The sequence below is a fragment of the Fluviispira vulneris genome, assembly GCF_014281055.1.
Lineage (GTDB): Bacteria > Bdellovibrionota_B > Oligoflexia > Silvanigrellales > Silvanigrellaceae > Silvanigrella > Silvanigrella vulneris.
The window spans coordinates 521715-541007 of record NZ_JACRSE010000003.1 but is presented as its reverse complement, the minus strand read 5'-3'; the positions used below and the strand labels follow the sequence as shown (position 1 = coordinate 541007).

At 30.4% G+C, this 19293-nt stretch carries 7 protein-coding genes; 6 read left to right on the top strand and 1 reads right to left on the bottom strand.

Going from position 1 to position 19293, the window contains the following annotated elements; translation table 11 throughout:
• Positions 1-33 precede the first annotated feature (33 nt).
• The 3 genes from H7355_RS09110 (at position 34) to H7355_RS09100 (ending at position 2530) form a co-directional block, all read left to right on the top strand.
• Positions 34-918, top strand: coding sequence for a hypothetical protein (locus H7355_RS09110; RefSeq protein WP_186646716.1), 885 nt, complete (start codon positions 34-36; stop codon positions 916-918).
• A complete protein-coding gene (locus tag H7355_RS09105; RefSeq protein WP_186646714.1) occupies positions 908-1309 on the top strand; it encodes a DUF4870 family protein in 402 nt (133 codons plus the stop codon). Before H7355_RS09110 ends, H7355_RS09105 begins: the two co-directional genes overlap by 11 nt.
• Positions 1310-1657: 348 nt before the next feature.
• Positions 1658-2530: a tRNA threonylcarbamoyladenosine dehydratase gene (locus H7355_RS09100; protein ID WP_186646713.1), complete on the top strand. Its 873-nt coding sequence runs from the start codon at positions 1658-1660 to the stop codon at positions 2528-2530.
• Positions 2531-2738: 208 nt separating this feature from the next.
• Here the strand turns inward: H7355_RS09100 and H7355_RS09095 are convergent, their stop codons facing one another.
• On the bottom strand, positions 2739-3659 hold the full coding sequence (locus H7355_RS09095; protein WP_186646712.1) for a hypothetical protein: 921 nt from the start codon (positions 3657-3659) through the stop codon (positions 2739-2741).
• A gap of 673 nt (positions 3660-4332) precedes the next feature.
• On the opposite strand from H7355_RS09095, the gene H7355_RS09090 reads away from it, so the two are divergent.
• Genes H7355_RS09090 through H7355_RS09080 form a run of 3 tightly spaced genes read left to right on the top strand, consistent with a single transcriptional unit; the run spans position 4333 to position 19283 of the window.
• Positions 4333-7530, top strand: coding sequence for a non-ribosomal peptide synthetase (locus tag H7355_RS09090; protein WP_186646711.1), 3198 nt, complete (start codon positions 4333-4335; stop codon positions 7528-7530).
• A complete protein-coding gene (locus H7355_RS09085; RefSeq protein ID WP_186646710.1) occupies positions 7517-11968 on the top strand; it encodes a type I polyketide synthase in 4452 nt (1483 codons plus the stop codon). Before H7355_RS09090 ends, H7355_RS09085 begins: the two co-directional genes overlap by 14 nt.
• Positions 11969-12002: 34 nt before the next feature.
• Positions 12003-19283: a non-ribosomal peptide synthetase gene (locus H7355_RS09080; RefSeq protein WP_186646709.1), complete on the top strand. Its 7281-nt coding sequence runs from the start codon at positions 12003-12005 to the stop codon at positions 19281-19283.
• Positions 19284-19293 lie beyond the last annotated feature (10 nt).

The following is a 19293-nucleotide window of genomic DNA, read 5'->3' as shown; positions in this document are numbered from 1 at the left end:
AACAATTAAAATATTTTGTAAAGGAACTCAAAAATGAATCAAGCAAAACCCAAAAAAGCATTGAGAGGATTATTTACTAAAACCGAACCAGATCATACTACCAATGTTACCTTCCCAGAAAAAATCGTTTCTGATTCTGTAATTGAAAATAGAGACTCAAACCATGATGAACCATATAAAAATCAAGAAGACATTCATTTAGATTCTAATAATTCAATTAGTAAAAAGGAAAATGAATATACAATAACTAAAATTCAATACAACTTTGATCGTTTGCGTTCTGAGAGAAACAATTGGAGTCAAAGCGAATATGTATCTTTTCTTAATAGAATTGATAATGCTCAAACTGAAGCCTTTTTCTTAAAAGGAAAATTAATTGCCGAAGTGAAAAACAGGTTCTTTGAAGGCAACAAAACAGGCTGGAAAAATTTTTGTGAAGATACATTGAATATAAATTACACAACTGCAAATCAGTATATACGTGTTGCCCAAGAATTTGATGTGGCATCACATCAACGAACAGATTTTGGTTTTGAACATTTTAAAGCTTTACTTCCTTTACCTTCATCTGATCGTCAGCAAGTAATTGCTTCTTTGCCCGAAACTATAAGCGTAAAATCGCTCAGAAATCTTGTAGCTCACAAACTTGAAAAAAAGTTTTTACCGAAAGACACCCATAACAATAAAGTAAAATTAAAAAATATTACAGATAATTTAGAAAAGATTAAATTACAGCTTGATAATTTAGACCTAAACTCCTTAGATCAGGCTGAAAAATGGAGTTTATTAGGTGCATTCCGCAGTCTCTCTGTAGAAATGTCAGACTTAGCAGAACTTCTTTCAAAATCTCAGGAATCAAGATATACAAGAAATAGCGGCGCGTCTGCTTTGCAAAATGAGGAAGATTATGTCACGTAAAGATTTTTTCAAAAACAATTCAAATGGTACTGATTTACCTGCATTGAACTCAAATAAAAATATAGTTTCATTAGTCTATATAATACAATTTTTATCCTTATTTACTGCCGGCACTCTCTTGCTCGTACCACTATTTATGAATTATATTTTTAGGCATAGAACAAGATACACTTGGCTTGACTCCCATTTCCGTTGGCAAATCCAAACTTTCTGGTTTGCCACGTTGTTCTATATCATTGCTTTAGTTTTCGGAGTTATTCCTTTTTTGGGGTGGATAATATCAGCTCCATGTTTTGTTATAGCGACTCTTATAATTATTTTCCGCACTTATAAGGGATGGACAACATTATCCAAAGAATTACCAGCTTTGCCTGAAAACGAAACGACATAACCCCTAACAGCTATTTACCCTGAATCTACAGTACGGCAAGCCCCCAGGCTGCACCCAAAATGTCATTAAATGCTATCGTTTGCTCCCTATTTCAAAAGTATGACAAGCCACAACTGCACAAAAGGAAGAATCACCTAAGATTTTAAACTTAATTTTCATAATTCTTTAAAACATTTCTTTGCACAAAAATTCAATTTGCAAAATACGTCCAAGGTTCATCTAAGCACATAAATTCAAATATAAAATTTTTTGTATAAAAAAGAGAAAAATTTTGTGGCAGAATACTATGTTTGACATTATGTAGTTGATTCAGGTTTTTTCCAAATGAGTGCTTCAGAAGGAATCACAATGTCATTTCGCAATCATAGATTTAGTAGACTTGAGCTCCTTGTCGGACGCGAAGGTTTAGGACGTTTTAGAAATCTACATATATTAATTGTGGGCGCTGGAGGTGTAGGCAGCTTTGCTGCTGAAGCCATCGCACGCTCAGCCATTGGTAAAGTCACAATTGTTGACCATGATGAGGTCTGCGTGACAAATGTAAACAGACAGCTCCATGCATTCACTGATACTGTTGGCAAAAAGAAAGTTGAGCTTCTTGTTGAGAGATTAAAAAAAATCAATCCGTTAGCAGGTTATTTTGGCATAGCTGAACACCACCATCCTGATAAAGAAAATTTTATCTTTGAGGAAGCTGAACGTCTGGCAGGACAACCCGTAGATGCAGTGATTGATTGCATAGACACTTTGATCCCTAAAGTTGATCTCTTGGCACGTTCGCTCAAACTTGGCATACCAATTTGGAGCTCAATGGGCTCAGCCAGTCGCCTAGATCCAGCGCAAATTCGATGTGCAGATATTTCTGAAACTAGAGTCGATCCGTTTGCAAAACAAATACGAGCAAAATTACGTGAAATTGGCATTTCAGAAGGCATTAGAGCTGTCTTTTCAATAGAAGAGCCCATAGATCCAGAACAAGCTGTGCCAGGTACAGAATGGCATTGTATCTGCCCAACAATTGAAAAAGAATTTGGCGCATGTCAGCATAAAAGAGTTATGTTAGGCACAATCAGTTACTTGCCACCGATTTTCGGAATGTGGCTTGCGGGTGATCTTTTGCAACATTTTTTAAAAGGTATTGATTTTAAAAAAAGAGATACTTTTGAAAAAATACCTACGTATGATGAATTTAAAAAGGTTTTAACGCTAGGAAAACAATAAAAAACCTAATATTTTTAAATTTTCATCCAAATATTAAAAAAACAATGATGTGATATCACATCATTGTTTTTTTAATATTTTCTTTGCATTTTTAACAAATCCAAAGAAGTCAAATTAAAATGTCAAAAAATGGGGCATAGGAAAATTTTACCGTAAAATAGAAAAAAACACTTAAAAAACACCCTAGGAAGCATAAAATCTAATATTTTTAATTTTTTTGAAATCTGAAAGTGTTGTAAGAATTATAACCATCTTTGCTTGTTCTAAAAATAAAATAAACTTTTTGATCTGAAAAATTATTCCAGTTTCCAAAATTATTCAATGCGACAGCAGATGCACAGGAAGTAGGAGCAGCATTATAAGCTTCTTCGGTGAGATAATAATCTTCCAAATTACTGCTTGCAATAAAATTACTTAACTGAGAACTTTGATTAGGCATATTTTCATAAATAATTTTACAGTTGTCTTTAAATAATTTATTTGTTTCTTCAGTTAAATTAGCACGCAGGGTGTATAAATCCATTGTTCCTTTGTTAGACAATTTAGTTAATGAAAAATCAAATAAGCAATTAATATCTATTTTATCTAAATTAACGAACTTTGGAATCAAATGAAATTCTGGTTCCAATGAAATATCAATATCATTTAAATTATTTCTTTCAATTTCGAATATGACTTCATTTTTATTAACTATAGGATTTATTTGCAGCAGGGAGTTTTGTGTTTGATCTTTATACCCAACTTTTCCAACTCTAATTAAATCAATATTAACTTTATCGGCATTGTATGTAATAGCAAACGTTATGTTATCAGACCCATTAGAAACATATTCGCTCGTTTCCTCTTTGTCAGTTAAAGTTATTTTATTCACTGAGACTTGGCATACAGTTTCTTTTGGAATCGAGAGACTCAAATCACGATTATTTAATTCTTTATTAAAACTATAACCCGGACAGTTCAAACTTATAGCAATTGAGTATTTTAGATCTCGCTCTTCTGCAGAACTCAATTTAAAATTGTATTTAAATGACGATTTTTCTTCTTCTGTTTGATCGATGACTTTAGTTCCACAACCTGTAATTGCTAATAGACTGACAGATGCAAATGCTGCTTTCAAAAATTGATTCATAATAACTCCATTTAAACAAAATACAATTTATAAAAATCAACGAATTTATTAAATACAATAATATGTTATCAATGATTATTGTATTTATTTTTTTATTTATAGGATTTAATTAATTTTTTATAATAAATCCTTTACATAAAGGTATATAGCAATTTTTTTTATTATTACAACTTTTTTTGATAATTTTTTGTATTTTTTTTATTTTTATATTTATTTCTATTATGTTTTAAATATTTGCTCAATTTTTGCTCAATTTTCGTTTGATCAAATCAAAGTCGCATTTTTGCTCCTTTAGGAGCGAATCAGTCACTTAAACTAGATTCAAGCCATAAAAACATTTTTATCACATCAAGCGTATGTTCTCGATGTGATAAAGATTATTGAACAAAAAGACCTTGTCTGAGTGTAGTTTGAGCCTGATGACTATTGCGCTAACGTACAGATGCTCAAGTAAAAAGCATAATATTGAAAAAAATTAAGCTCTTTATATATAAAAACTTTAAGTCACATTTGTTGCAGAGAAAAAAAAAATAGTTTAATACAAAAATATAGTTATCCAATTATCAATCTAGGTTTATCAGGGAAATAACTTTTAAATTAATTAAATAGTTCAAAAAATATGCAATAGGTATTTTTAGAAAATTGATTATATTATTTAATTAAGGGGATTCTTATGAGAATAATAGAGCTTTCATACTATCAAAAGCGTTTTTGGCTTGAATGGAAATTGAACCCTCATAATATTGCATACAATACACCAATTATTTTTGATTTGAAAGGCTCAATTAATGTCGAAGCAATTATTTTCTCATTAGAAAGTTATGTGAATCATTATGCAGAGGGGTGTAGATCGTTTATACTAGAAGAAAATGGAAAATTAAGTCAAATAATATTAGATAAAGTTGCACTTAATTTAGAAATCAAATATTTAGATGAAAATGAAGAGCACGTTAATGACAAGATTGATAGATATATCGAACAAATAAGCTCCTATGCATTTAACTTAAATAAACTATCTTTATATAAATTTGGATTATTGCACATAAATAAGCACCACTGCGTACTCGTATTAAATATACATCACATCATTTCAGACGCAATTACAGCAAGTAAATTTGTTAATATATTTTCTTATTTATATAACTCTTATTTAATAAATGGAAAAAATTTAGAACATTTATATTTACCTCAATTTTCAAATTATATAGAACATGAAAAGAATACATATTCTCAATATCACATAGAGAAAGATTTAGATTATTGGGAAAATCTTTTAAAAGATAGTCAATTGAGTTTGGACTTCAAAGAAAAAAATGTACTTACTAAAGAGTCAAAATCCATTTTTTTCCGGTTAGAAAGCGAAAAATATCAAAGATTGAAATCAATTATTAAAGCAGAAAGAACCTCATTATTTATTTTCTTATCAACACTTTTTGGTAGTTTTTTGTTAAGATATGTTGGACAAAAATCAGTTGTTTTAAATTACCCAGTAAATATGAGGCCATCTGGCTATCAAGATTGTATTGGTTGCTTCGTAAATAATATTTTATTTCAAATATCAATTGATCCAAGTAAATCATTTAGAAATTTATTAATCGAATTAACAAATCAACGCAGACAATCCAAGCAGCATCAGAGATGCACACTGACAGATATTGTAGAAAGATTAAGAAAAAAAAATATATTAAAAGGTCAACAATTTTTCAATGTCGATCTCTTTGAAGCTTTTTTAGGGGCAGTTTCATTTAATTTAAAAGATATTGAAGTAAAATCTATTAAATATGAAGCAAAAAAAATTCAAAATGATATTGGTATGGCATATCAAATTCATCCAGACATGATTGAATTTAAAATTGAATATAATTCTGCAAAATTTAGCGATCACTTTATTGATAATTTTAAAAATTCTTTTTTACATTATTACGATAATGTCATAAAAAATTTAGACTCTCTTATTTATGAGTTACCAATTATTTCTGAGATTGAAAGAAATAAATTAATTGAGTGGAATATTAATAAAAAAAGAAATACATTAAAGACTCCTGTAACAAATTATATAATTGAAACTGTGAGAAAATATCCGAATAAAATCGCATTAATTGAAAATAACAAAGAAATTACTTATGAAGAACTCGATAAAAGATCAAATCAAGTCGCAAATTTTATTAATAGCCAAAATTTAGGGTGTGAGAATTTCATTGGAGTCTATTTATCAAGATCGATCGAAGCAATTATTGTGATTTTAGGAGTGCTGAAGTCAGGAGCAGCATATGTTCCTCTTGACCCAGAGTATCCTAAAGAAAGGATTGAATATATAATTCAAGATGCAAAATTAAATTATATTATTGATAAAGATAGCATATTTAAAATTATTAGTTATTCAGAAGAAAGTGTTAATAAAATAAATCTATTAGACTCCGCAGCTTATGTTATTTACACTTCAGGTTCCACTGGAAAACCGAAAGGTGTAGTTATAAATCATAGTTCTTTAGTCAATCATAGTTTATTTGTGCAAAACCAGTATGAAATTACAAACAGCGATAAGGTATTACAATTAAGCTCAATAAATTTTGATTTATCTATCGAGGAAATTTTTCCGACTTTGATAAGTGGTGCAACTTTAATATTATATCCACATGAGATTGGTATCTCTATTGCAAATTTTCAAAGTATTATTTTTAAATATAAAATATCAATTCTAAACTTGCCGACTGCATTTTGGCATTCTTGGGTTTGTCATCTTGATTCATATAAAACATATGAATCCGTTCGCCTTGTTATCGTCGGTGGAGAGCAAGCAAATTACTTATCCTTTGTTAAGTGGAATCAATTTTTTAGAGATAAAGTAAAATGGATCAATACCTATGGTCCAACAGAAGGAACAATCATTTCATCCATTTGGAAATATTCACACAATGCATTCAATTCTCTAACGGATCCTCAAATCCCAATTGGCTCCCCAATTGATGGATGCCAATTGTACATAGTAGACTCATACTTAAATTTGCTTCCTCTCGGACAAGTTGGTGAACTACTCATATCTGGAGAAAATTTAGCACGCTGCTATTTAAATAAACCTGATTTGACTGCGGAAAGATTTATACCAAATCCATTTAACCCGGATGAGTGTAACCGGCTTTATCGCACAGGAGATCTTGCTCGCCGTTTAATTAATGGACAAATTGAATTTGTTGGAAGAATAGATGAACAAATTAAGATTCGCGGCTATCGCATAGAGTTAGGTGAAATTGAAAATGTTATTGTCAAGTATTTAAATGTATTAAATGCAGTGGTTTTAGCAGAAAAAAATAACAGCAATGAAAATTTATTAATCGCATACATTGTCAATCACAATCAAAGAAATTTTACAGATAAAGATATTAGAGAGATTTTAAAAAATTATTTACCTGATTATATGATTCCTACCTATTATGTATTTTTAGATGATATTCCACTAAATAAAAATGGAAAGGTTGACAAAGATCAGCTTAGAAAAATGCAATACAAAATGAGTCAAAATAGCAATGTACTTAAACCTAGAAGCGATTTTGAAAAACAAATAGCTCAAATCTGGCAAGAAGCACTAGGTGTAAAGGAAATAAGCATTGAAGAAAACTTTTTTGATCTTGGAGCTCATTCTTTAATGATATTATCCGTTCATAAAAAAATAGAAGATCTTATAAAAAATAAACTGGACGTAATAACGCTTTTTAATTATCCTACAGTGAAAAGTTTGTCTCAATATTTAAATTCCCAATTTAAAAAATCAAATATCGATGAATATATGATTAATTCTGCACAAAAACAACGTCAAGCTATCCAAAATCAAAGAAATTCTATGAATATAAGGAAATCGCATGTCAAATCTTGATTTAGATGAATATGTAGGATCAATTGCAGTCATTGGCTTGAGTGGAAGATTTCCAGAAGCAGAAAATATTGAGGAGTTTTGGCATAATCTTTCGCAAGGAAAAGAATCCATAAGAAAAATAGAAGGACTCAAAACTAAAAATAAAAATCATATAAATGCATATGGATTCTTAAATGGAATTGATTATTTTGATGCAGAGTACTTTGGGTTTTCTCCAAGAGAAGCAGAAATAATGGATCCTCAGCAAAGATTGGTGCTAGAATGTGCCGTCAATGCTCTTGAGCACAGTGGTTATGTAAGTAATAAATACAAAGGTAAAATATCAGTTTACTTGGGTTCTGCTATAAGTTCATACTTACTTTTTAATATTCTGCCAAGAAAAGATTTAATAAACACACATGGATTATTACAAATTTCAAATGGGAATGATTCAGTCTCGACAGTTGTTTCATATAAACTTAACTTAACAGGACCAAGTATTGATGTGAACACTACCTGTTCAACTTCATTGATTGCGGTTCATCAAGCGTGTAGAAGCCTTCTAAATTTTGAAAGCGATATCTCTTTGGCTGGCGGTGTTTCCATCAATGTCACACAAGATGAAGGATATATATATCAAGAGGGAAGCATTCTTTCACCTGATGGTCATTGCAAACCTTTTGATGAAAATGCCCAAGGGACCGTAGAGGGCAATGGAATCGGAATCATTGTCCTAAAACGTTTAGAAGAAGCTCTCGCCGACAATGACACAATTCATTGTATCATTCGCTCAAGCGCAGCCAACAATGATGGATCGGAAAAGATTGGATACACTGCGCCCAGTCCGCAGGGGCAAGCACGCGTCATTGCAGATGCTCTTGAAATAGCAAATATACCATCGGATCATATTTCTTACGTAGAGGCTCATGGCACAGGCACTCTCTTAGGAGATCCAATTGAAATCAGTGCTCTCAAAGAGGCATTTGAAAGTAAAAAAATAAATCATATCGATTGTGGAATTGGGTCAGTTAAAACAAATATAGGTCATTTGAATACAGCGTCTGGTATTGCAGGACTGATCAAAGTTATTTTATCATTAAAAAATAAAAAAATACCACCAAATATTCATTTTAAGAAACCAAACCCCAAAATTGATTTAAATAACTCTGGATTTTATATAAATAAAAAATTGAAAGATTGGGATAATTGCTTTCTCCCTCGAAGAGCAGGCGTGAGTTCTTTTGGGATTGGTGGAACAAATGCACATGTCATAGTTGAAGAAGCTCCAACAAAAAATAGCAGTGAATCATTTCTTTTCCAACATATATTTATTACTTCTGCAAAATCAGAAGAAGCTTTGAGAGAGACAAATTTAAATTTAGCAAATTATTTAACTAAAAATGAAGAAAATATTGCGGATATAGCTTATACCTTGCAAATGGGTCGTAATGAATATAAATTTAGAAGTTTTTTTATTGCAACTGACAGAAAAGAATGTATTGATAAAATCTTAAATCAAAATAATACATATATTTATTCCAATAAAACGCCACAACATAAAATAGATCTCGCATTTATGTTCCCAGGGCAAGGGACTCAATATATAAATATGGCTTATAACTTATATAATGAAGAAAAAATATTTAGAGAAAATTTTGAAACTTGTAGCTTGTTTATTGAAAAGTATTTAAATTTAAACATTACAAATATTTTATTTTCTGAGAGTCTTGATAAAAATGAAATTTTGCATCAAACATTTGTAACACAGCCAGCTTTATTTACAATTGAATATTGTTTAGCAAAACTTTTGCTACATTTTGGTATAAAACCAGACGCAATGATTGGGCACAGTATTGGTGAATATGTTGCAGCCTGTATTGCTGAAGTATTTAGTTTACAAGATGCGCTTAAAATTGTTTGCTTGCGCGGAAAATACATGCAGGAATTAGAAAATGGAAAAATGCTTTCCGTCGCAATGAATGAAAATGAATTAAAAAATTATTTAGAAAATGACCTCTCATTAGCTGCAGTGAATAGTAAAAACGCATGTGTCGTTTCTGGTTCTAATAAAGCTATAGAGCATTTGCAAAAGATACTTTCAGCTCAGAATATTGAAACAAAAATGTTAAATACTTCTCATGCTTTTCACTCTCAACAAATGGAAAAAATGCTGCCAAAATTTAAAGAAGTTTTAAAAACACTTCAATTTAATTTGCCTAAAATACGCTTTATTTCAAATATATCAGGCAACTGGATATCTGATGAAGAAGCAATAAATTTGGATTATTGGGCACAGCATATTCTAAAAACAGTAAGGTTTTATGATGGTCTTACAACGTTAATTCAAAACGATATGAAAATTTTTATTGAAGTTGGTCCTGGCCGGTCGTTGATGAATATGCTAAAAAGTTCATTTAATTCAGATGTTATTACACTAAACACTATCCCACATGCAAAAGAAGATAAATCAAGTTCGCTTACTTTTTTGGAAACTATCGGAAAACTGTGGCTGAATGGTGTCGCCATAAAATGGGAAAATATCTATAATCGTGAACAGCGAAGACGTATTCCTTTACCAACTTATCCATTTCAGAGAAAAAGATTTTGGATTGATAAAACTGAGAGCACAAATATTCGCAAAGAATCTGTAGATTGGTTGTATGGAAAGGAATGGAATAGTCGGTCTTTTGAAGAAATACCTGCAAATAAAATTGAAGAAAAGAAAAATATTAAATACTTATTCTTTCTTAATAATGAATATTTAAAAGAATTAAAAAATTTAACTGGTAACAATAGAGACTCTTTTTTTGCTGTACAAAGTGAGCATTTTGCACAGCAAGAAGCGTATTTATACGCACTAGATTTTTCGCAAGCGAGTCAATGCGAAACTCTTCTAAAACAGCTTAATTTAGAACGAAATGATGTATTAAGAGTTGTTTTTATTTTTAAAAATATTAATATTAATTATATTTTAAATATGATAAAATCCCTAAATAAATGTAAAATTTATAATAAAACTCAACTTACCTGCGTAACAGAGCAAGCATATTTTGTAAATGGGCTCGAGAAGAATCTTAGTTATGACAAATCACTTTTCGTAGGAATTCTAAAAGCTGCTGTGCAAGAATATTCAAATATGAATTACTTGCATTTAGATTTTGATGATTTAAATAACAATATAAATCATATAATTCCAATTATAAATAAAGAATTTTCATCTGAAAAATTGAATAATATTAAAGCGTATCGGAATAATATTGTCTGGATACCACATTTTGATAAGATTAAATTACCGAAGAATCAAAACATCAGTCATCATTTAAAATCAGGTGGAGTATACTTAATAACAGGTGGTGTTGGTAAAATTGGTTTATCTTTAGCAGAAACCCTTGGTAAAAAATTTAATGCAAAAATCATACTAATTTCTAAAACAGAATTTCCAAAGGAAGAAAATTGGCATAAGATTACTGAATGCAATGATACTTCAAATACTTTATTGAACAAAATAAAAGTTCTCAGAAGATTAAAAGATGAGGGAATCGATATACTTGTATTGCAGGCAAATGTTGCAAATTATATCGAAATGAAGAATGCATTTACTCAAGCTGAAGCCACTTTTGGGACTATCAATGGAATTATTCATGCAGCTGGAAATTTAAATGAAGACTCATTTAAAATTATCGAAAATCTAGATGAAACTGCTATTCAAAGTCATTTTGAAACAAAAGTAGAGGGTGTAAAAGTTCTCGAAAAAATATTAAGTTTAAAAACATTTGATTTTTGCTGCTTGTTTTCATCTATTTCTTCAATTTTGGCTGGTCTGGGGCATGCTGCTTATGCTGCAGCAAATATATATATAGATGAATTTGTTCTTATGAATAAATGTTATTATTTAAACACACCTTTGCTTTCAATAAACTGGGATGCTTGGTATTTCTCAGATAAAAATTTGTCCCATTTTGAAGAAAAATTAATTGAGTTAACCATTTCAAAGGAAGAAGGATGCCAAATTTTCTTAGATATTATGACGTCAGGATATTTAGGAAGAATCATCGTCTCAACCCATGATCTTGATGAGCGTATCGAGAAATGGGAAAATCCTATAAATAAAGTAGATCAAATTAGTGAAAAAAATCTTGATGCTAACCACAGTCGACCCAATTTATTTAATCAATATGTAGCTCCTCGTAATGAAATAGAAATTAATATTATTCAAATATTAGAGTCCCTCCTAGGAATTAAAGGAATAGGAATAACAGACAATTTTTTTGAACTCGGAGGTCATTCTCTTTTGGCAACAAAATTGACTTCGCAAATTAGAGATAATTTCAAAATTGAATTTTCGTTACAAAATTTATTTGAAAATCCAACCACAATAAAAATTGCTGAAATTGTGCTGCAAAAAAAACTGACTGAAATAGATGAAGAATTATTAAATAAATTAATCGAAGATTTATAAAATAAAACATTTAGAAGAAAGTGTTAAAATATCTATGAATAAGAGTAAATTTGATTCTCTAAGTCCAGAGCAAAAAGCAGAATTGATTAAAAAATTACAATCTATAAAAAATTTAGAAAACAATAAAAATCCTGTTTTATCAAATGAAATACCCAAAATAAATCGTTCAGAAAACAAGTTTCAACTTTCTTTTGCCCAAAAAAGATTGTGGTTTATTGGTAAAATGCAAGAAAATTCCGCATTATATAATATCCCTTTTTTCCTGCGTTTAAAGGGCAATTTAAACATAGAAGCTCTCAACGCCAGTTTTAATGCGATTATAGAACGGCATGAAATCCTTAGGACAAACTTTAAAGAAGAAAATGGTATTCCTTATCAAGTTATAAGCCCTAAAAAAGTGATTCAACTTCATCCAGAAAACATATTTGAATCAAATTTAAAACAGATTTCAATCGATGAAATTCACAGGCCATTTAATCTTGAAAATGATATGCTTTTGCGCCTTCTATTATTAAAAATATCCGAAAATTATTATGTATTATTAATGACTATTCATCATATTATTTCAGATGGCTGGTCAACTGGTGTTATCTGCAATGAATTATCAAAAATATATAATGGGATTATAAAATCAGAAAAATATACATTGCCCGACTTGAGTATTCAATACGCAGATTTCTCAGTTTGGCAACATGATACGCTGACTGGGCAAAAGCTAAATGAACTTTTAGCTTATTGGAAAAATCATTTGCATGATTTACCTCCGGTCTTAGACTTACCAACTGAATTTGTTCGACCATCAATTCAAACATATAGAGGACAATCTTTTTCATTTATTATTGAAAAGAATCTTGAAAAGGAATTAATAAAAATTGCTAATAACAATTCATCAACTCTCTTTATGGTGACGCTTACTGCTTTTTATATATTGCTCATGAATTATACTAAGCAAAGAGACATCACAGTAGGGACCACAATAGCAAATAGAAACCATAAAGATTTAGAAAATTTAATAGGATTTTTTGTAAATACGATCGCCTTAAGATTGAAGCTTGATAAGCACGATAGTTTTACTGATTTATTAAAAAAGACAAGGGCAATGACCATAGGTGCATATGAAAATCAAGATCTCCCATTTGAACTTCTAGTTAAAGAAGTTCAACCTGAACGCAGTTTGAGCCATTCTCCCCTTTTCCAAGTTATGTTTGAGCTGCAAAATGATGCTATAGAAAATTTCTCTTTGAACAATTTAGAAATTAGTTTAATCGAACAAGATTTGAACCTTGCAAAATTTGACATCACATTAACTTTACAAAGTCGTGAGAGCGATCTTTATGGTGTTGTAGAATTTAATACCGATCTATTTACAAAAAAATATATGGATCAATTTGTAAATAATTATGTTACTCTCCTAAAAAATATCTGTCTGAACTCAGATTTAAATATCGATAGTTATGAAATTCTAAGAGAAAATGAAAAAAGTGACTTGATAAATATATATAATATATCAGAAAAAGAATTTCCTCTTCAAAAATGTGTGCATGAATTATTTGACGAGCAAGTAAATAAAACGCCTTATCGAATAGCTGCAAGTTGTGATGGATCCAACCTAACTTATCTAGCACTACAAGAAAAATCAAATCAATTAGCGCATTACTTAAAAAGCATGGGCTCACAAATTGAAGACAGGATTGCGTTGTATCTTGATCGCGGATTTGATTATTTAATAAGTATGTTAGGTGTATTAAAAGCTGGCGCTGCATTTGTTCCTTTGGAGCCAGGAGCAAATGACAAAAGAGCATATGAGATCGTTGAACAGTGTAAACCACATTTTATCATCACTACAAATACCCTTTTTGATAACGCTAATAAATTATTTAATTCAAATGAAAAAATAATTAATTTAAAAAATTCATTTGATAAAATTTATCCAAAAGAATCGCCCAAAAATTTATCTGTCCCAAATAATTTAGCATATTTAATTTTTACCTCAGGTTCTACTGGTAAACCAAAAGGTGCGATGCTTGAACATAAAGGAATGGTGAATCACTTATTTGGAAAAATTAGTGATTTAAAAATTGATCAAAATGATGTCATTGGACAGATTGCAGTACAAACCTTTGATGTTTCTATTTGGCAATTTATCTGCCCTCTTCTAGTCGGTGGAAGAACAGCAATTTTCACAGGAAATTCCGCTTGGGAACCAAACCTTTTGATAAATAAAATAAATGAAGAAAAGGTAACAATTCTTGAATCAGTGCCTTCCCATACTAAGGTTATATTAGATGCATTGGAGAGTAACCATAAGTCTCAGCTCAAACCGCTGAGGATTTATATCACAAATGGAGAGCCTCTTACTTTAGAGCAATGTCAAAGGTGGTTTAAATTAAATTCAGATATTATTTTTGTAAACGCATATGGGGCAACTGAATGCTCTGATGATTCTCATCATTTACACTTTATAAACCCTCCAAACACGCAAATGCCTTACATGCCAGTTAAATTGCCTTTGCCCAATCAACAGACATTTATTTTAGATGAAAAGCTTGAAGCCGTTCCATATGGCGTACGCGGCGAAATATACTTTGCCGGTTTTGGTGTCGGTCGAGGCTATTTAAACGATCCTCAAAAAACAGCTTCGAGCTTTCTACCAAACCCATTTGCAAAAACTTTGGGAGAAAGGCTTTATAAAACAGGTGACATTGCTCGAAGGCATTTTGATGGCTCAATAGAGTTTTTAGGTCGTTCTGATTTTCAAGTTAAAATTCGTGGATTCAGAATTGAGGTTGGAGAGATAGAAGCTAAGTTAAGCGAACACCATAATATTGCGAGTTGTGTTGTTTTAGCAAACAAAAACAATACTAATAATAATTATTATTTGAGTGCATATATTATTCCAAAAAAATTTCCTGCTCCCACTATATTCGATATCAAACAATTTTGTATTAATAATTTAGTGGAATATATGGTACCAGAAGCATATATCATAATGGATGATTTTCCTTTATCGAGCAATGGAAAAGTGGATCGGAAAAAATTACCTACCCCCTCAGAACAAGACTTTATTCAAGAGCAAAAATATGTTCCTCCTCGGAATTCACTTGAAACTAAAATTTCAGAAGTTTGGACAAAAGTATTAGGCCGAGAAAAAATTGGTATATATGATAATTTCTTTAAAATAGGTGGACATTCTTTGCTTGCAGCTGAAGTTATTATTAAACTGCAAAAAGAATTAAATGTAAAAATTGAGCTAAAAAAATTATTTGAATTTCCAACTATAGAATCTTTAGGGCAGTCAATACTTAAGATCGATAAAGAGCTTGATATTCTAGAAACATCATCAGTTAAATCGTATCCTTATATGAAATATTACGATCTTGCTCCATGTCAGATTCCTGAATGGTATTCTTATCAAATTGATAGAACGAGTCCCGTATATAATATTAGCTTTAATGATCTTTTTTTTAGAAATATAAATGTGGATATATTTATAAAATCATGGCAATGTATTTTAGATAGGCACTTAAATTTTAGAATTTATTTTGATTATATTGATGGCAAACCTGTTCAAAAATTACTAAACAAATTGGTCTTACAAAAAAATGAGATATTAATAGACAATACACAAATAGATGTTGAGAACTTGGACTCAATCGCAAATAATTTAGCTTGTAAATATAGCAATAAAGCTTTTGATTTTGAGAATGGACCTTTATTTGTATTAAAAATTGCAGAATACCCTGATAAAACTTTTCAACTTATATTTGTAATACACCATATAATATGGGATGAAACTAGCACCATAAATCTTTTTAATGAATTATCTTCAATTTATAATGCATATTTAAAAAATGAAATTCCTGATTTACCTGAAATAAAATTAAATTATTTTGACTACTCTCAATGGATCAATGAATCTATTCAATCTGGTAAATTCGTAAAACATAAAGAGTATTGGATGAAAGAATTTAAAACCTTACCACCCGCCCTCAATCTTCAGACAGATTTTTCAAGACCTTCCATGCAGACTTATAATGGAAACTCAATATCAACATGGATACCGCGCAACAGTATCCGTAAAATAAATAACTTTATAGAAAATAATAATGTAACATTATTTATGTTTATGATGTCGATTATAGATTTATATTTTTTTAGAACTACGGGACAAAAGGATATTGTCATTGGCAGTCCTATCGCAGGAAGAGATCATGATGATTTCAAATTAATTCTTGGCCTTTTTGCAACGCCTCTCCCAATTCGCTGCCAAATTGATGAAGAAATGACATTTGAAAGTTTATTATTTCAAATAAAAGAAAAGTCACTTTTAGCTTTTGAACATCATTATTATCCATGCAATCTTGTGATAGAAGAATTGAATCATGTTAAAGATCTCTCCCGCCCTAAATTATTTTCAGTCATGTATGGTGTGCAAAATAATAAAACACAAGCCTATGAAGCGACACAATTTCATGGAGCAGAAAGGTTCTTAAAAAATCTATATGGAGCAGAAGCAAACGCAGCTCGCTTTGACTTAACGCTCGTTGTTGATCAGTGGGGAAGTGATATTGCTTTTAATTGCATTTATAATACAGATCTTTTTAAAAAATGCTCCATCGAAAGAATGCTTGAGGATATGGTTTATATTGTTGATGAGGTGATCAAAAATCCACGTTTGCTCCTCACAGAATATTCAATTTTTTCAGATGAAAAAAGAAAGTATTTAATTGATAGCATAAATAATACAAATATAAATTATGAAAAAAATAATATTGTTCAATTACTTGAGAAACAGTTAAAACGCTCGCCTGAGAGTATTGCAATTTCTGAAGAAAAGAATTCAATCACATATAAGGAATTACATAATTCTTCAAATAAATTAGCAAATTTCTTAATACAAAGCGGAATACAGGCTGAAGACACTGTCGCTCTCTCCATGAAGCCATCAATCCAGATGGTAGTGAGCCTTTTAGCAATTTTAAAGTTGTCCGCCCATTATGTCCCAATTTCAATTGAAAATCCTTTGGCTCGTACCGAAAGTATTTTAGAACATTCAAAAGCAAAATTTTTAATAATTGACTCTGGATTTTCACATGAAAGTTTGTCCTTTAGCGGTTTAATTTTAAATATGTGTGAATTAAAAAATAAAATCAAAAATTTTAGTTCAGAATTTATTTATAGAGAATTAAAGCAGGATATATTAATATATATTATATATACTTCTGGCACAACAGGATTACCCAAAGGAATTCCAATTCAAAATGATGGCATTGTGAATTTAATTCAAGATACACAAAGACGATATAATTTGAATCAGCTTGATAAAATATTAATGATAACACCCTATACTTTTGATGCATCTATTATAGATATTTTCTGGCCACTTTCTTTTGGCGGAGAATTAATCATACCTAACTTTGAAAAAAATAAAGATCCATATGCAATTGCTAAATTAATAACAGAAAAGCAAATTAGCATTTTACAATGTGTACCGATTATGCTTGATGCCCTGATAGAGGCAAATATTAATTCTAATTATTTGCGACTCGTTTTATCCGGAGGAGCACAATTATCCAAAATAATAAGAGATAAATTTTTTGCAAAATATCAATGCCAATTGATGAATCATTATGGACCTACTGAAATTACAGTTGATGCTACCATTTTTGATTGTTCGCAATCATTTTATGGTGACGTCGTACCTATAGGTAAGCCAATTGGGAATGTTAAAATTTTTATTCTCGATCCTTATTTAAATCTAGTTCCTCAAGGTGTGGTTGGAGAAATTTATATACATTCCCCAGGAATAATGAAAGGGTATTTAAATGAGCATAAAAAAACGCAGCAGGCAATTATTGAGAAAGAAATTGATGGTAAAATTTATCGATTATATAAATCGGGTGATTTAGGAAAAATTGCCGACGATGGGAATATTTATTATTTAGGAAGAATTGATAAACAAGTAAAAGTAAGAGGAAATAGAGTTGAACTAGAAGAAATTAACAATGCTATATTAAAAATTCCTTATATTAAAAACTCTGTTGTTAAAGTATATACTGATGAAATTATTTCAGCATACATTGAAATAAAAGATGAAATTAATAAAGTTAACATAAATAACTCAAATTATAGAATATATACCTTAGCACAACGTCCTGAATTGCTGAGGAAACTCAATATAATTCATGCTCAATCCTGGCCAAAGTATTTTGAAGGAAGTGCAATCCTCGTTGACCTATGGCCTAAAATTTATTCTGAATTTTCTGAGTATCAAATATTAATCGTGGATGAAAAAGATGAAATTGCTGCAATCGGTAACTCAATTCCCATTTATTGGGATGGGACATGCAAAAATTTGCCGAATGGCTGGGACGGTGCTCTAGAAAGTGCGTTTAAGGAAACTCAAACTGAATCGAATACATTGCTTATATTAGCGGGTATAGTTGCAAAACCCTATCAATCAAGAGGGTTGAGTAGTGAAATCTTAAAATTATTTAAAATAATTGCGCAAGCAAATGAATTGGAAAAAATATTAGTTGCAGTTCGACCAACAGGCAAAGCTCAATTTCCCGAAATAAAATTTACTGACTGGTGCTCTCTGCGTAGAGAAGATGGACAGCTTAAAGACAATTGGTTTCGAATGCACGAGCGAATTGGTGGTAAAATATTAAAAATAGATCTGAATTCACAATTTATAAAAGCTAGAATTGATGAATGGGAAAGCTGGACTCAATTTCATATTATGAATTCAGGTCCTATTCATTTACCAGAGACCTTACAAGAGGCAGTGGTTGATTTTTCAGATAACTCTGTAACTTATTATGATCCTGCAGTTTGGGTTGAACATTTTTTTACAAATAATGAAAATGCTCTCTGGCCAAAAATTAATGGAAATCAAATTAAACACTTATTAAATCAAACTTTACCTTCATATATGGTTCCAGATCATTACATTTTTATTGCAGAAATGCCTTTATTTGAGAATGGTAAAATCAATGAAAGCGCATTGGTTAATAATATAACTGAAAAGAATTTCCATTTAGACCCAGCTAAAACGAAAATGCAAAAAGAAATATCGGAAATTTGGAAAAATGTTTTGAAGATTGATTCAATCGGTGTAAGTGATGATTTTTTTAATTTGGGTGGGCAGTCTTTAAAAGTAATTCAAATGCTATCCTTATTGGCAAATAAATATCAAATAAAAATTCCACTCTGTAATTTCTATAAAACTCCTACAATTCTTGGTCTTGAAAAAATGATGAGCGAAAAATTATTAGGGAAAGAATTAATTTGCGAATATAATTTAAAAAAATGAGGAATAACTT

Excerpts from the sequence above, each read along its gene's own strand:
- H7355_RS09110 (WP_186646716.1), top strand. The coding sequence starts at position 34 with ATGAATCAAGCAAAACCCAAAAAAGCATTGAGAGGATTATTTACTAAA.
- H7355_RS09105 (WP_186646714.1), top strand. The coding sequence starts at position 908 with ATGTCACGTAAAGATTTTTTCAAAAACAATTCAAATGGTACTGATTTA.
- H7355_RS09100 (WP_186646713.1), top strand. The coding sequence starts at position 1,658 with ATGTCATTTCGCAATCATAGATTTAGTAGACTTGAGCTCCTTGTCGGA.
- H7355_RS09095 (WP_186646712.1), bottom strand. The coding sequence starts at position 3,659 with ATGAATCAATTTTTGAAAGCAGCATTTGCATCTGTCAGTCTATTAGCA.
- H7355_RS09090 (WP_186646711.1), top strand. The coding sequence starts at position 4,333 with ATGAGAATAATAGAGCTTTCATACTATCAAAAGCGTTTTTGGCTTGAA.
- H7355_RS09085 (WP_186646710.1), top strand. The coding sequence starts at position 7,517 with ATGTCAAATCTTGATTTAGATGAATATGTAGGATCAATTGCAGTCATT.
- H7355_RS09080 (WP_186646709.1), top strand. The coding sequence starts at position 12,003 with ATGAATAAGAGTAAATTTGATTCTCTAAGTCCAGAGCAAAAAGCAGAA.